At 59.8% G+C, this 16144-nt stretch carries 14 protein-coding genes and 1 tRNA gene; all 15 read right to left on the bottom strand.

Annotated features, from left to right (window positions below; translation table 11 throughout):
- Positions 1 to 103: 103 nt before the first annotated feature.
- The gene (locus DKK74_RS05140) at positions 104 to 643 is read right to left on the bottom strand and encodes a gluconokinase (protein WP_110413100.1); all 540 of its coding nucleotides are present in this window, start codon (positions 641 to 643) and stop codon (positions 104 to 106) included.
- A 382-nt stretch (positions 644 to 1025) separates the two neighbouring features.
- Positions 1026 to 1469, bottom strand: a complete 444-nt coding sequence (locus DKK74_RS05145; protein WP_309146458.1) for a nucleotide disphospho-sugar-binding domain-containing protein — start codon at positions 1467 to 1469, stop codon at positions 1026 to 1028.
- A 1212-nt stretch (positions 1470 to 2681) separates the two neighbouring features.
- Positions 2682 to 2755 (bottom strand) — tRNA-Arg (locus DKK74_RS05160).
- A gap of 105 nt (positions 2756 to 2860) precedes the next feature.
- On the bottom strand, positions 2861 to 3619 hold the full coding sequence (locus DKK74_RS05165; RefSeq protein WP_181414943.1) for a TlyA family RNA methyltransferase: 759 nt from the start codon (positions 3617 to 3619) through the stop codon (positions 2861 to 2863).
- A gap of 47 nt (positions 3620 to 3666) precedes the next feature.
- The gene (locus DKK74_RS05170; protein WP_146210544.1) at positions 3667 to 3954 is read right to left on the bottom strand and encodes a hypothetical protein; all 288 of its coding nucleotides are present in this window, start codon (positions 3952 to 3954) and stop codon (positions 3667 to 3669) included.
- 38 nt (positions 3955 to 3992) lie between these two features.
- Positions 3993 to 5057 carry an HAD-IIA family hydrolase gene (locus DKK74_RS05175; protein WP_110413105.1) on the bottom strand — a complete coding sequence of 355 codons (1065 nt, stop codon included), beginning with the start codon at positions 5055 to 5057 and terminating at the stop codon, positions 3993 to 3995.
- Complete coding sequence (locus tag DKK74_RS05180; protein WP_258334465.1) at positions 5054 to 7141, bottom strand: helicase; 2088 nt, start codon at positions 7139 to 7141, stop codon at positions 5054 to 5056. The genes DKK74_RS05175 and DKK74_RS05180 overlap by 4 nt, the downstream gene beginning before the upstream one ends.
- Positions 7142 to 7164: 23 nt before the next feature.
- Complete coding sequence (gene tyrS / locus DKK74_RS05185) at positions 7165 to 8496, bottom strand: tyrosine--tRNA ligase (RefSeq protein WP_110413106.1); 1332 nt, start codon at positions 8494 to 8496, stop codon at positions 7165 to 7167.
- 248 nt (positions 8497 to 8744) lie between these two features.
- Complete coding sequence (locus tag DKK74_RS05190; RefSeq protein WP_110413107.1) at positions 8745 to 9476, bottom strand: SGNH/GDSL hydrolase family protein; 732 nt, start codon at positions 9474 to 9476, stop codon at positions 8745 to 8747.
- 93 nt (positions 9477 to 9569) lie between these two features.
- On the bottom strand, positions 9570 to 11015 hold the full coding sequence (gene argH / locus DKK74_RS05195; protein ID WP_110413302.1) for an argininosuccinate lyase: 1446 nt from the start codon (positions 11013 to 11015) through the stop codon (positions 9570 to 9572).
- Between the two features lie 17 nt (positions 11016 to 11032).
- A complete protein-coding gene (locus DKK74_RS05200) occupies positions 11033 to 12268 on the bottom strand; it encodes an argininosuccinate synthase (RefSeq protein ID WP_110413108.1) in 1236 nt (411 codons plus the stop codon).
- Between the two features lie 59 nt (positions 12269 to 12327).
- The gene (locus DKK74_RS05205) at positions 12328 to 12864 is read right to left on the bottom strand and encodes an arginine repressor (protein ID WP_110413109.1); all 537 of its coding nucleotides are present in this window, start codon (positions 12862 to 12864) and stop codon (positions 12328 to 12330) included.
- Positions 12864 to 13838, bottom strand: a complete 975-nt coding sequence (argF, locus tag DKK74_RS05210; protein WP_110413303.1) for an ornithine carbamoyltransferase — start codon at positions 13836 to 13838, stop codon at positions 12864 to 12866. The genes DKK74_RS05205 and argF overlap by 1 nt, the downstream gene beginning before the upstream one ends.
- Before the next feature lie 47 nt (positions 13839 to 13885).
- Positions 13886 to 15157: an acetylornithine transaminase gene (locus DKK74_RS05215; RefSeq protein WP_181414944.1), complete on the bottom strand. Its 1272-nt coding sequence runs from the start codon at positions 15155 to 15157 to the stop codon at positions 13886 to 13888.
- Between the two features lie 28 nt (positions 15158 to 15185).
- Complete coding sequence (gene argB, locus DKK74_RS05220; protein WP_110413111.1) at positions 15186 to 16133, bottom strand: acetylglutamate kinase; 948 nt, start codon at positions 16131 to 16133, stop codon at positions 15186 to 15188.
- Positions 16134 to 16144 lie beyond the last annotated feature (11 nt).

Consider the following 16144-nt stretch of genomic DNA (forward strand, 5'->3'; position numbering starts at 1 on the left):
GTTTTCCTTTCTGTAGAGATGTCGTATTATTTGAACTTCATTTACTTGGCGGTAGCCACCCCCGGAGGGCGCCATAAATGAGGTCGCGTTCACATCACAAGTTTCAATGTTTCCGATCTGCATCAGTTCCTTCTGATACACGACGGTATTCATCAATGACATCAACGACGTGGTCTGCAACCTCATCCGCTGTACCGTCAATTGATACAGTGCTGCCCGTTTCATCAGCCTCCAACGCTTCTAGGTCAGCAAACTGACTGGGCAGCAAGGATGCGGGCATGTAATGGCCAGTCCGTTTGGCGAGCCTGTCGGCAATCAGCTGCGAAGATCCTGACAAATGCACAAAAAGCACCGGAACGTCATTTCGAAGAATGTCACGATAGGCACGCTTAAGAGCCGAACAGGAGACCACAGTTGATTTTCCTTGAGTATCGCAACGAATCATCCACCGGTTGATGGCCCTCAACCAAGGCCAACGATCCTCATCTGTGAGTGGAATGCCACGACTCATTTTCTCAATGTTGGCTTGAGAATGAAAATCATCACCTTCTGCCATGACAAAGCCTAATCGATTGCTCACAGCCTCACCTGTCGTGGTCTTACCGCAACCTGCAACACCCATGATGACGACGTGTACAACCATACTTCTCCTTGCGACCTTGCAATGGCCTTTCATAATTAAGAGAATACATATGTCATACGAATATGTCAAAAGACGATTATATAGAATACAGATAGGATTTAAATATATGAAATCATCACATTTGTGAGGCAATAAATTCATGCAGGCAATCAGAAGACCGGTATAAATGCTAGGATCAAGCTACTTTGGATAAAAAATCTTCTCGTTGTTCAATGTGCTTTTACTCTTATCTGCACGAACGAACTTCATCAGCTCCTAAATGCAGGATCAACACTTCTCTGTCTCTTTAGCGGAAATGGTTGATATGATAAGCAGGCACAAGGGTTTCCTGGTGGGGATGCTAGTCCTATCTTTTTCCGCACGGATTGCTGGGTTGGGTTGGTCAGGTTTGGTTGGGGATGTGGTCCAGATCTTTGACTATTTGTTCGTTGCCGCCGGACTTTCGCATGTCCTCGCTGATACTGTTGACATTGTCGGCAATTTGTTTGTCTACCAGAATCTTCGAGGCGGCACGCCCTAGTGTCTGCCCGTTGATCTTTCTTCGGCTCACGACCGTTCCCAGCCCGAGCTCAGCGATTCTCGCCCCTACCATCGGCTGATCATCGGCCATGGGAACGACCGCCATGGGCATCGTGTAGCAAAGAGCCTCGTTCACGCTGTTCATGCCGCCATGCGTGATGAACAGGTCAGCCCTCTCAAGGACCGCCAGCTGGTCTACAGACTGGTGGATGAATATATTCTCAGGAATCCGCCCCAACTTTGCCTGGTCGAAATCACGGCCAACCAACAGCACCACTGTGACATCTCTATCTCCGAACGCTTCCACTACCGCCTGATAAAAGGCATGAAGGTATTGAAGATCTTGCCCAAAGATGCATATCCCCAAGCTGGATGATGCCTAATCATAGAGGGATGCAGTCGAAGGGGATCTGAGAAGCGGCAAGTACGTACCGGACACACTCAGAAGAATTACTTTCAGGGAGGCAGCCAAGGACTAGCTGAGTTCGAAGCATAACCTGAAGGCATCAAGCATCAATCGATATTGTCGGCGAACAGAAGAAGTATATGCTTCCACGATGCAGCAACGTGCAGTGAACGCCGTAACGGAGACGGACATAAACACCTGGATCGAGGATCTCAACAAAGGCGAAATCCCTTGCGAGTTCAGTACCACCCACAAACCCCAAGCCACTGTCACCCAACAGCATTCCCAGCACAGCGGAAGTTACTTTCGGCAGCGTGCTACGGTATACGGTAGCTCCTAAACGCCGGTGGCTTACCATCGACCCACTGTCAGGAATCACACTCCCTCGCAAGCAGGTCACAGTCGAACAGATATATCTGACCTATGCGAAAGTAGAAAACCTGGCAGAGGAAGCAGACAAGATTGATCCAGCCATATCAAGTACTCTAGTTCGATTCCTCGCATATGTGGGTCCGCGGATCGGCGAGGTAACAGCGCTGAGAGTCTCAGATAAGGACTTTGAGAAGCGGCGGGCCAGTGTCCTACGAACCTGGAAGGAAGATGACAAAGGCAAACCGGTCCTAGCTAGGATCTTCGAAAACTTGGGAACACAGGCGTGTTGCGATTTCCAGTTTCTTCGTCTTCCCCCTCAAAAGGGTCTGTTCAGGGCTACCACCAGATGCCTTCGTTTTCCTCCCCAAACGCGGAGAGCACATCAACATAAAGAACTGGTATAACCGCATCTGGGTGAAAGCGGTGGCCAGGAACGGACTTGAGCTACCTGGGCTCACGATACATAAGTCTCGGCCACACTTTCGCATCTCTATCCATCGCTGCAGGGGCAGACGTGAAAACGGTCCAAAACACCTGGAATCATGCGGATGCCAGCATACTTTGAATGTGTATGCGTCGCTCTGGCCTGACCGTCTGGATGAAGTAGCCGAGATCATGGAACAACAGCGAGACAGGCCACTGAACTAAAGCACTTTCACCCATCGTGTCTAATCGTGTCTGAAGGGGAATGACCCGGATATTAAATAACCTCTGGAAGCTAATGCTTCCAGAGGCTCTCGGTGCGCCAGACAGGATTCGAACCTGCAACCTGCTGATCCGTAGTCAGCTGCTCTAATCCGTTGGGCTACTGGCGCATGTCATCTTGACGAGGAACTCGTTTTGACAACTCATTTATACTACCGCAATTGTGGATTCTGTCCAGTCTGGTGTGTCGCACAGGAAGCAGGAAACCATAGGCTTTAGGCCGACTGTGGCCAAGACAGCCAGAGCAAATATTCCACGTTGCCATGGGCTCCTGTTATGGGCGATGGCATGGTAGCACGAATAACGAATCCATGCTCACGTGCACAGGCCAAGACACGTTCCAGAGCCTCTTGTCTGCGGTCTTCGTCCGTCACAATGCCATGATGGCCCAGAAGGCTACGTCCGACCTCGAACTGGGGCTTAACCAGCAACAGACAGTTGGCAGCATGCGCCAGCAAGGCAGGCAGGACAGGAATGACATAGGTCAGTGAGATGAAGGACACATCCGAGACCACATATTCCGGGCGATAAGGCAGGTCCCCCGGCTGGACTTCGCGTATGTTGACACCACTCATGTCAATCACTTTAGGATCAGCAGCAATCCTTTTCAGCAGCTGTCCGTGGCCCACATCAAGGGCGACAACACGCCTCGCGCCACGTCTGAGCAGAACATCAGTGAAACCGCCCGTAGATGCCCCGATATCGAGGCAGAGCCTGTCACGCGGACCAGGCATCCCCAGCGCCGCAAAAGTAGTCAGGGCACCCTCCAGCTTCAACGCCCCCCGTGAGGCATAGTCATCGCCCGGATTCAGAAGAATCACATCGCCTGGCTGGACGCTCTGAGCAGGCCTTGATGCCAAATGATCATTGACCGTAACCCGGCCCTGTCGAATCAGCGCCTGGGCTCTGGCCCGCGAATCCGTCAACCCCTGTGCAGGCAGGATGCGATCAAGCCGGTCGCGGGCAAGAACCACGGTTCTTCTGCGACCAGCCCCAGCGCTGACGACCGTATCCTCATCGTTCACTTGCCCTCCCGGTTCAGGTCCTCCTGAAGCCCGGTCAGCACCTTGCCGAGCAGCTCGATCTGTTGGGCATCGTCCAGATCGTCCAATTTCGCTAAATCAGGAAAACGCTCCAAAATAGGGGCCATGGCTTGTTTATCCATGGGCTCTTCAGGTTCTGACACAGTTGTATTCTCGTCTTCTGTCTGTGAGAATCGTTCAGAATGCCCAGACTCTACAGGCTGCTCAACCTGGCCGGACTGCTCAGATAGCCCGTAGTCAATGGAACCTTGCGAAGATCCACTCACTCCAAGCTGTCCTGACTTGACCTCTTCCAACATGGGCGCTACGCCCCGACGACAAAGGCAGGCAGATCCAGCGAATCCATATCTCCACCACGATCCTGATACTCCCAGATCGCACAGGCGCAGGCCCGCACAGCATCCAGATCAGATATGGGGTCGCTGCCGTCCTCAAGAGCACGCAGGGTGACATGCCCGTCATCATCCACCTTTGCGGTTTGGTCTCCGCAGTGCCAGGTCTGGTCGGCCTCCTTACTAGGCTGCGGTTGCGACTCGGCCAAGCCACGCAGGTCTTCAGCCAGATAGGTCGGCCGCCACTTGGCTGGTGCAGTCAGAATAGCGGGTGTTCGGGCCACACCCGTCAGTACGAGCATAGAGTCGTATCCGCCCCGGTTGGCTGCCTCAATGTCAGTGTCCAGACGATCGCCCACAGGCAGGCATCGGTCAATGTCCAGGATCTTCTCCTGGCTGCCAGCCAAGAGCTGCCGAGCCTCATCGTACATGGCCGATTCCGGCTTGCCCGCCGAGTCCTCCGGTTGCTTGCCAGTGGCCAAAATCACCGGTTGGAGCATGGCCCCATTGCCGGGCGCCATACCGCCCTCTCGGGGCAGGGTCTGATCCTTGTTGGTGGTGAAGTAACGTGCACCATTTTCAATGGCAAAGGCGGCCTGGGCCAGGTCTTGCCAGCTCAGTTCGGGATACCAAGCCTGAATAACAGCATCTGGCTGGTCTGCAGCCTTATCCACGGGCACCATCCCGTTGATGCGGATCTGCTCGCGCAAATGGTCTGAACCGATGACCAGCACCCGGGCGCCCTCCGGCAGATATCGGCGCAACATTCGTGCGGCGACGACGGCTGAGGTAATGACCTGGCCATCCTCCAGGGTCAGCCCAAACCCGCGCAGCTGATCGGCCACCACATGGGGAAACCGGGATGCGTTGTTGGTGGTATAGGCCATGCGCATGCCAAGCGTCTGGGCGCGGTCGATGCCCTCGGCCGCATGCTCAACAGGGTCAGCGCCCCGGTAGACCACTCCGTCCAGATCCAGTAGAGCCAGACTGTAGATCTTTGCCGGGGCTTCTTCAGTTCCTTTGAGGAAGACGGTCATGATTCGGCCCTGGCTTCATCAGACGTATCCGACTCCTTGACCTGCACATCCTTGGACTGTTCATTTTGATGATCGGCAGTATCGGCTTCGGATCCTGCGTCCTTGCCAGACAGATCACCATCATCAGCAGCCGGTTCATCGGCAACAGTCATGTCGGTTTCGTCGCCAGTCTGGTCACTTTGAGAGCCATCCCCCGAAGCTTCCACATCAAGGCGAGAAGGCTCTCCCTCGGATTGCTTCACAGCATCCGATGATTCCTGCATTCCGGATTCGGACATTGCGGATGAATCAGCCGACTCAGTTGAATCAGCTGAATCAACTGTGTCAGTCGAGTCCGCTGAATCGTTCGAAGCTACTGATTCAGGAGATTCCTCAACCTGGCTTTCATCGGCACTCTGTACCGATTCGTCAGTGACATCAGACTCGGCATCTTCGGTCTCAGCCTCATCCGAGTCTTCCTCGCCACCATCCGGGTCAATGGAGAGATCCTCCATCATGGCCGGATCCAGGTGCTCCAGGTCGTAGTCGATCAGGATCTCCTCGGACTGTCCGTCCTTCTGGCCATCCTCGTCCTCATCCTCGTCGGCATACTCCGCTTCCAGCCGATCCAGCAGGGGTTCCAGCTCCAGGGCCTCCTGGCTGCGACCAGCCTGTTCGAGGAAGTTCTGCTCGGCCTGCACGGCACGCATCCGGTAGTCGCCGCTGAGCCCACGAGCCTTGGCCAGGGCCTGAACGGTCTCGATGGCCTTGTCCCACAGGCCCAGATCGCCCAAGGCTCCGGCATAGACCAGGAACATCTCCGCCTTGGACTCGCCCTGGAGCTGGCTGCCCTCCTCAGAGGTGGCCTCCTCAATGGCCTTGCGGGGATTGCCCAGACCACGCTCGCAGTCGGCGATGAAGGGCAGGTAATCGGAATAGCCGTTCATGCGGTGTGCAGTGCGGAACTCCTTCAAGGCAAGCTTGTAGTCGCCCTGACGGTAGGCCACCAGGGCCAGCGTCTCACGAGCGAGATCGATCCGCGAGGCCTGCCGGGCAGCCCACTTGGCATGAGCCAGAGCCCCCTGGGGATCGGTCTCCTCCAGCGCGTAGGCGGCCAGGATGTGCAGTCCGATGTTCTCCGCGTGCTCCTTGCTCAGCCCGCGCAGGCGCAGACGGTCATCCTTGGAGAGCATGGACCATTCAAGGCCCTTGGGCATCTTGGGCTCGCCAGGCCGGCGATCCGTGTAGGGGTTCTGCGAGGGATAGGAGATAGTCCCGTCTGAGTTGCGGCGACCGCGGTCATAGCCATTCTGGCGGTCACGCTGATAGGTCCCGCGGCGGTCGTCATGGCGACGGTCATCGCGGCCACGCTGGCCCTGGTAGCGGTCACCATGGTAGCGGTCGCCACGATAGCCGCCTTGACGATGGTCATCACGGGAACGGTCGCCGTAGGGACGGTCCCCATGTGAACGGTCTTGACGTGGACGGTCGCCACGGGAACGGTTGTTCCATGGACGATCCCCGCCGGACCGCTCATCCTGCCGACGATCAAACCTCCGGTCGTCACCCCGACGGCGGTCTCCGTGGAAGCCCTGACCACGATCACGGTCACGGTCATGCCGCTGGTAGCCGCGACCGGAACGACGATCGCCATACCCCGACCTACCGCGGTCGTTGTCATGATCACGATGCCCGTATCCGCCATGCCCATTGGCATGGAAATCGCGACGTGGACGGTCGCCATCCTGTCGACGGCCGTGGCGATCCTGGTCGGAATCCCTGCGGAAGCCGCCGTGGCCATCCTGACGGTCATGCCTGTATCCGCGATGGTCGCGGTCGAACCGGTCGTGCCCGCGCCCGCGGAAGGGCCGCTGTCCATTCCTGCCCTCGTAACGACGCTCTTCGCCGCCCTCGCCGTCATGGTTGTGGAAGTTGCCGGAACGGTGACCCCCCGAACGATAGCCTCCGGAGCGGTATCCGCCCGAGTGCGAACTGCCCTTGTGGAAGCCCGAAGAGCGACGACCGCCCGACCGGAATCCGCCCGGACGCGAACCTCCCCGGCCCCGTCCGCGATCGCCCCGGGAATGATTGTGTTCTTCTGCCATCAGTGTCCTTAATTTCTACGTTCCTACTTGCCGGCCCGACGCTCAAGTGCGCCCAGGGCCTTCTTTCCTCTGCGAACCAGGGCGAAGCGCCCATGCAGAAAGTCCTTGTTCTCCAAAACCTGATCCGGATCCTCGACCCGCTGGTTATTCAGGTAGAAACCGCCCGATGCCACAGTCTTGCGCGCCTCGGAGACCGAGCGGAAGAGTCCAGCCGCAACCCCGGCTTCTACCAGACGCTGGCCCTCGCTGGCCGCGGGCAGAACTCGCCCGCCTTGACCATCATCGACTTTGAGGCCGTCGAGTGCGGAATCCAGCACATCCTCGTCCAGCTCCTCCAGAGTCTTACCGCGACCAAAGAGGGCACCAGAGGCATCAATGGCCCCTTGGGCGGCATGCTCGCCGTGCACATAGGAGGTCACCTGCCAGGCCAGCACCTTCTGGGCCTCGCGCGCCCCCGGATCCTGGGCGGTCCTCTCCTCCAGACGCTCGATCTCGGCCTTGGGCAGGAAGGTGAAGGTCTTCAGCAGCTTGACCACCTGGTCGTCAGGCTGGTTGAACCAGAACTGGTAGAAGCGATAGGGGCTGAACATGGTGGGATCCAGCCAGACTGCGTTGCCCTCGGACTTGCCGAACTTCTTGCCCTGGGAGTCAGTAATCAACGGGCTGGTCATCACATTGACTGACGCGTTGCGCACCTTGCGGATCAGGTCCAGACCACTGGTCAGGTTCCCCCACTGGTCGCTGCCGCCAAGCTGCAGACTGCATCCGTAACGGTCGAAAAGCTCAAGGAAGTCGTTGCCCTGAAGCACCTGGTAGCTGAACTCGGTAAAGGAGATGCCCTCGTCGGAGTCTAAGCGGCGGGCCACCGTGTCCTTGGCCAGCATGGTGCCCATGCGGAAGTTCTTGCCCACATCGCGCAGGAAGTCGATGGTGCTCATGGAACCGGTCCACTCGTAGTTGTTGACGAACCGGACGGGGTTGTCCCCCTCGGTGTCCAGGAAGCGCCCGATCTGGCCACGCAGACGCTCGGTCCATTCAGCCACGGTCTGCTTGGGATTCAGAGTGCGCTCCCCCGACTGCCGAGGATCACCGATAAGCCCGGTGGCACCGCCCACAACGGCGATGGGATGCAGACCGGCCGCCTGCAGGTGACGCATGTTGAGCAGCTGGACCAGATTGCCCACGTGCAGTGAGGGGGCTGTGGGGTCAAATCCGCAATAATAGGTCACCGAGGGGTCGGCCAGCACCTTCCTGAGCTCGGACTCGTCCGTGCACTGCGCAATGAGACCGCGCCACTTGAGTTCGTCGAAAAGCGAGTCGAAACCCGCCTGCCTGAAATCGGTGACCTGCGACATGAGAGGCTACTCCCTATCGAATATTTGATGAACATATGCTAAACCCTACTATTCTTGCAACAGATACCGACACGGCAGAGCCCCGAACCACTGCAGACAAGGCCGCACCAAGCCGGAATCACCAAGGCCTGAAGGCGAACTTATTATTCATTGCGAATCAACCGCTGTCGATTGACTATTGACCGCTGACTGTCTCGCTAAGGCAGGGCCACCAGAAGGAGCCTCTCAGCGTAATTGCTGCATTCAAGTCAGGAATGTACAGACACAGATAACTTATTAATCAAGTCTTGGGGAATGTGGTCGACCACACAGGCGGCCATGCGCTGGTACCCTTGGACTCCCGGATGAAAGTGGTCAATACCCCAGAAGTCGGGTCGGTCGGTGCCAACGTCGTCGCGGGTGGCATCCACGAAAGGCACCGAGGCGTCTTGACAGATCTGACGGCTGGTCTGTGTCTGACGGGTTATCCGACGCTCCACCTCGGCCCTGAGCGCCCGGCCCAGGGCTGGATCCCGATAGAGCTGACCGGAGCTGAGGACCAGCACCTGACGGCCTTTATCTTTAGCCAGCTCGATGCTGGCTGCCAGGTCATCCCGCCATTGCTCATCGGTGCGGTTGGCCATGATGTCATTGGAACCTGCACACAGGACCAGCAGATCAGGATGGTCCTGCAGAGCGGGCAGGAACCTATAGCGCACCCTGCGAATGGTGGCCCCGAGCCGACCCTGGGTCGACCAGGATACCGGGCGCCCCAGCCGAGTGGCCAGACAAGCGGCTATGTCAGGGACGAAGCCCTGGCTCTGGTCCTCTACCCCGCAGCCGACCGCCATGGAGTCGCCCACCACCAGCATGGTCAGCGGCTCCAGGTCGCGGCCTTTGTCCGGAGGCGAACACAGCCCACGGCGTGAGCCGGGCGGCTCTTTTGCCAGGGTGATGTGCTGCTTGGCCCACCAAGCCTGGACCAGTGCCACCGGATTCATGCTCGCCGCCACCTTTCGCTGTTTGCCGTCCCCTTTGGGGAATTGCCGTTCGGAATTTTAACGCGGCCACCGGCCTGGCGGAAATCAGAAAGCTCACCTGGACGGACGGTAGGCAGGCCCATCAGACTGCGAGTCAGCGAAAGTCTTCAGCTCCTCCAGCGCATGCGCAGCCTGGTCCATCTGCTCCTTGACCCTCTCCGGTGCGGTTCCACCTTGACCCTGGCGAGCGCGAACGGCTCCACCGGCGGTCAGAACCGAACGAACTTCAGGAGCCCTCTCGACGGGCACCCAGTCAGCAAAGACCCTGACGAAATCGTCATCATCCAAGTCGGCCAGTTCGCAACCACGACCCTCGGCCAGCTTGACGCAGGCCCCGGAGAGCTCATGGGCATGACGGAAGGGCACCCCTTGTCTGACCAGCCACTCGGCCAGGTCGGTGGCCAAAGCAAAGCCTGTGGGAGCCTGCTCCTCCAGGCGATCCTTGTTGAAGGTCAAGGTGGCGACCATGCCGGCAAAGGCGGGCAACAAGACCTCCAAGGTATCCACCTGATCGAAGACCGCCTCCTTGTCCTCCTGCAGGTCGCGCGCATAGGCTGTCGGCAGCCCCTTGAGAGTGGTCAATAGGCCAGTCAGATCCCCAACCAGTCGGCCAGCCTTGCCGCGAGCCAGCTCAGCCACGTCCGGATTCTTCTTCTGAGGCATGATGGAGGAACCGGTCGAGTAGCCGTCGTCCAGGCGAACGAAGGCGAACTCCTGGGTGTTCCAGATGATGATCTCCTCAGCCAGCCTGGACAGATCCACGCCGATCATGGCGGCGACAAAGGCGAACTCGGCCACCACATCCCTTGCTGCAGTCCCATCGATGGAGTTGGCGCAGACCCGACTAAAGCCCAGATCCCGTGCCACCGGCAATGGGTCCAAACCCAGAGTGGTGCCGGCGAGCGCGCCAGATCCATATGGACTGGCATCGGCACGCTGGTCCCAGTCCCTCAGGCGTTCCAGGTCACGGATCAGGGGCCAGACATGGGCCATAAGCTGGTGAGCCAGCAAGACAGGCTGGGCGTGCTGCATATGGGTGCGGCCAGGCATGACCGTAGTTCCCGCCGCACGGGCCTGATCCATCAGAGCCTGTGCTGTACGCAGCAGATCCTTGGCCAGCACCCGGGCGTGACGACGCAGCCAGATCCGAATCAGGGTGGCGATCTGATCATTGCGCGAACGCCCGGCCCTCAACTTGCCGCCCAGCTGATCCCCCGCTATGTCGATCAGGCCCCGCTCCAATGCTGTGGCCTCGTCCTCATCGCCAGGTTCAGGGGCGAAGGCGCCGGAATCCACCTGGTCCTGGAGCTCATTCAGGGCCTTCTCCATGCGTGCCAGTTCGTCATCATCCAGCAACCCAGCACGGTTGAGAGCCCGAGCGTGGGCCCGGGAACCGGCCAGGTCGTCATCGGCCAGTCGCCAATCAAACTGGGTGGACCGGCTCAGCTCGACCAGCGCCGGCGAGGGACCACCGCTGAAGCGCCCGCCCCAGAGAGCCATAGGCTTGTCGCCGGTGCTCACTGCTCTTGTCCGTCCTGCGCGATGCCGTTGCCGAAGCGCATATCACGGGCGGCGGCCACCTTGTCGGCCAGGCCATAGATGGCGATGAACCCGTTGGAGGCGTTCTGGTCGAAGCTGTCGCCGGACTCATAGGTGGCCAGGCTGTAGTCGTAGAGGGAGCTGTCGGAGTGCCGGCCGGTGACCACGGCCCGTCCTCCGTGCATGACCATGCGGATGCGACCGGAGACATAGCGTTGGGTCTCTTCGATGAAGGCGTTCAGTGAACGGACGGCAGGCGAGTACCACTGGGCGTCGTAGACAAGTTCGCCCCAGCGCTTGTCGATGTCGCGCTTGATCCGGTGCTGTTCGCGCTCCAGGCAGCAGTTCTCCAACTCCTGGTGGGCGGTGATCAGAGCCACAGCCCCCGGAGCCTCGTAGAGCTCGCGGGACTTGATGCCCACCAACCTGTCCTCAATCAGATCCACACGTCCGATCCCCTGGGCTCCGGCGCGGCGGTTCATCTCCTCGATGGCCTCCAGAGGGGTGACGGCCCTGCCGTCGATGCGCACGGGAATGCCCTGCTCGAAGTCGATGGTCACCTCGTCCTCGACCGGCGGGAAGGCTGGATCGTCGGTGTAGGAGTAGACATCCTTGGTAGGCCCATTCCAGGGATCCTCCAGGTAGCCGGTCTCGATGGCCCGTCCCCAGACGTTCTGGTCGATGGAATAGGGGCTCTCCTCAGTCTGCTCGATGGGCAGATGGTGCTCCTTGGCGTAGGCGATCTCCACATCCCGCATCAATCCCAGATCACGGATGGGGCTGATGGCCTTCAGCGTGGGGTCGATGGACATGATGGAGACCTCGAAACGGACCTGGTCGTTGCCCTTGCCGGTGCAACCGTGGGCTATGGTGTCGGCACCGTACCGGTGGGCCGCCTGAACCAGATGCTTGGTGATCAGCGGCCTTGAGATGGCTGATACCAGCGGGTAGACGCCCTCGTACATGGCATTGGCCTTGAGCGCCAGCATGCAGTAGTCCCTGGCGAACTCGTCCCGGGCATCCACCACGACGGACTCGACGGCCCCGCAGTCCAAGGCACGCTGGCGGATGGTCTGCAGACGCTCCCCGCCCTGCCCCACATCCAGGGAGACGGCCACCACATCCTTGCCGGTGCGCTCCTTGAGGTAGGGAATGGACACCGAAGTGTCCAGGCCGCCCGAGTAGGCCAGCACGATGCGATTGTTTTCGGTCATGGCGATCCTCTTTCCTTCTAATTTCACACTTGTCAATATTCAGTTCGTTCTTCCAGCGATCATCGGGCCTTGGCATCCTCCTGGCCGGAGATTATGGTCATGAGCCAGTCGGCCCGGGATGAAGCCGATTCATCGTCTGCAGCGATGATCAGAATCGTGTCGTCCCCGGCTATGGTGCCCAGGATTCCATTGATGGGCTGGCGGTCCAAGGCGGAGGCTGCATATTGGGCGGCACCGGCCGGGGTTCTGACCACCAGCAGGTTGCGGGCCCGTGCCACCGAGGTGATCAGCCCGGTCAGAATCTTGGCCAGGTAGGCATCGGTCTTGTTCTCCCCTTCGACCTCAGGCCCCTCGGCGGCAGCGGCCTCCATGGCCTGCTGATCGGTGGTGGCGGGAATCCAGTAGGCCATGCTGCCGTCTGCATACCGCAGTTTGGTGGCGTGCAGGTCGTCCAAGTCCCGGCTCAGGGTGGCCTGGGTCACCTCGATGCCCTGCTCCGCCAGCAAGGCTGACAGCTGCTGCTGGGAATTGACACGATGTCGGTTCAGGGCCTGACGGATGGCATCCAGCCGGGCCACCTTGGTCGTCGGACGCATCAGCACACCCCTTGCAGGAGTGACTCATCGCCCCTGGAGCGGGCTACCAGCCAGGTCATCAGTGCCTTCTGGGCGTGCAGTCGGTTTTCGGCCTCATCCCAGACCACGGACTGGGGGCCGTCAATGACCTCAGCCGTCACCTCTCGACCCCTGTATGCAGGCAGGCAGTGCTGGAAGAGGGCATCCGGGCGGGCATGGGTCATAAGTGCGGCGTTGACCTGATAGGGCATGAATGGGTGGGAGCGAATTTCATACTGATCCTCCTCGCCCATGGAGACCCAGGTGTCAGTGAAGACACAATCAGCGTCCTCCACAGCCTGAACAGGATCCGTGGTGACCAGAATGGATCCGCCGTTTTCAGTGGCCAGAGTCTGCGCCTGATTCACCAGGCTCGGATCGGGCAGAAAGCCGTGGGGGCCGGCAATCCGCACGTTCATACCGGCTACTGCCCCGCCCAGCAGATAGGAGTTGGCCATGTTGTTGGCTGCGTCTCCCAGGTAGGCGATGGTCATGCCAGCCAGGGCATCGACCCCACCCCGATGCTGTGCCAGGGTCAGGAAGTCGGCCAGAACCTGGCAGGGATGGAAGGAATCGGTCAGCGCGTTGATGACGGGCACGGTGGCATGGGCAGCCATGGTCTCCACCCGATCCTGGCCAAAGGTGCGCCAGACTATGGTGGATGTCATCCGTGTCAACACGTTAGCGGTGTCCGCCACAGGCTCGCCACGGCCCAGCTGCGAGCCTGAGCTGTCAATGACCATGGGATAGCCACCCAGCTGGGCCACGCCTACGCAGAAGCTTGTCCTGGTTCGCGTGCTGGGCTTATCGAAGATGATCGCCACGGCCTGAGGCCCATGGTAAGGCTGGGACAAATAGGGATTGGTCCTGAAGGCCATGCCTAGTCGAAGCACCTCCAGTTGCTCCTCGTGGTTGAGGTCGTCGTCACGCAGCATGTGCCGCAAACCGTTGCTCATCTCTGCCTCCCTATCGCTATGATTACGCACGTCATTGATGGCTGATCTCACTGATCATCCTGCCCCAAGCCCTTCCCGAGACTGACCGGAGCCTTAGACAGGATATCCACGGCCAGGTCGATCTGGTCGGCTTCGATGATCAGGGGCGGAGCCAGCCGCAGGGCATCAGGGGCCACTGCATTGACGATCAGCCCATGGTCCAAAGCCCAGGAGGCCAGATCCCCGGCACAGGGAGCACTCAGCTGAACCGCATCCAGCAGCCCCCTGCCTCTGACCTGGTTATAAAGGGGATTGCCGCAATCAGTAAGGCCAGCACGCAGCCTCTCCCCCATCTGCCGCGCCCGTTCCAGCAGACCCTCCCGCTGGATGGTCTCCAAGGTGGTCAGTGCCAGGGCCGATCCCAGAGGATTGCCACCGAAGGTGGACCCGTGCATGCCAGGGGTCAGCAGACCTGATGGCCCAGAGCCGAAGGTGATCATCCCGCCCATGGGGAATCCGCCTGCGACCCCCTTGGCGAAGGTGAGCACGTCTGGGCAGGCTCCCCCAGACAGGCTCTGATCCTGAAAGGCGAACCAGTGACCGGTCCTGCCCATGCCGGTCTGCACTTCGTCCAAAATCATCAGGGCCCCATACCGGCTACAGAGCTCGCGCACCTCACGAACATAGTCAGGATTCAGCGGTAGCACCCCGGCCTCTCCCTGGATGAGCTCCAGAATGACGGCAGCCACCGGCTCTCCTGAGGTCTCCCCCTGTGCAAAGGCCTTCTCTATAGCATCGCCGTCTTCTGCCGGCAGGAAGCCCATACCCGGGACCAGGGGTTGGAAGGGCTCACGGATGGCCGGCTTCCATGTCAGGCTCAAGGAGCCCATGCTGCGGCCGTGGAAACTATGGGTCAGAGCCAGGATCCGGCCAGGGTGACCGCCCATGCGAGCGCCATGCAGCCGGGCAAGCTTGATGGCCGCCTCATTGGCCTCGGTTCCCGAGTTGGCGAAGAAGACGCGGGACCCCTCCGGAGCCTGTGCCAGGTCCAGCAATCGTTCGGCCAGCTCGATCTGAGGCTGGGAGGCGAAGAAGTTGCTGATGTGGGCCATCTTTCCTGCCTGCTCAGCCAGTGCCTTGTTCCAGGCAGGATGGGCGTAACCCAGAGCATTGACCGCAATTCCGGCCATCATGTCCAGATAGCGGTTGCCGTCCAGGTCCCAGATCCAGGCGCCTCGGCCATGGTCCATGACTCTGCCCGGGCGTCCGAAGACCTTCATGTGAACGCGGTCATAGCGGTCTGCCCATTGACTGCTCTGCGGCCCTTCGGGAGTCCTCATAGGCTCAGCAGTTTCGGCAGTGGGCGCATCAGCCTTCGTCATGGCTCCTCCTCATGATCATGTCCCGGCCCGGCACGACCACCGTGCCGATGCCGTTGCGGGTGAATATCTCGTTGAGCATGGAATGCGGTCGCCGTCCGTCGATGACGTGCGCCTCGCCCACCCCGGAGCGCACGGCCTGCAGGCAGGCTTCCATCTTGGGGCGCATCCCCTCATGCATGTCCTCCAACATATCCTCAAGTCGGTCCACGCCGATGCTGGAGACCAGTGAATCGGCCTGGGGCCAGTTGGCGTACAATCCCTCCACGTCGGTGAGAATGACCAGTTTCCGGGCCCCCAGAGCTACTGCCAGAGCAGATGCGGCCGCGTCGGCATTCACGTTGAGCACCTGGGTGGGATCCTGCTCGTCAGGAGCCACGGAGGAGACGACAGGGATCCGCCCGGCATCAATCAGGTCTTCGACGGCCGAAGCATCCACGCCCACGACCTCACCCACCAGACCCAGATCAACCGGCTGGCCATCCGCCATGCCGGTACGGCGAGCCGCACTGAACAGGCCGGCATCTTCCCCTGACAGGCCGACAGCCATGGGACCGTGAGCATTGATGGCGCCGACAAGATCTCTGCCCACCTGTCCGGTTAGCACCATGCGAACCACCTTCATGGTTTCCGGGGTCGTTACCCTCAGGCCGCCACGGAAGACTGAGGGAATCCCAAGGGCCTGGAGCATGTGGGATATTTGCGGGCCGCCACCGTGCACCACCACCGGATGCATGCCCACCTGCCTCAGGAAGACCATATCCTGGGCGAAGCACTGGCGCAGATGGTCGTCCACCATGGCATGGCCGCCGTATTTGACTACGATTCGCTGGCCGGCGAACTCCTCCAGCCAGGGCAGGGCCTCGATGAGCACCTGGGCCTTGCGGGCGTCGTCCAAGGCCTTTTCAGCTTCGGCATCCTGCTCGTCATCCGCCATCCTCTTCCCCT

The sequence above is a fragment of the Bifidobacterium asteroides genome (assembly GCF_003202755.1).
In the GTDB taxonomy this organism is placed as follows: Bacteria; Actinomycetota; Actinomycetes; order Actinomycetales; family Bifidobacteriaceae; genus Bombiscardovia; species Bombiscardovia asteroides_F.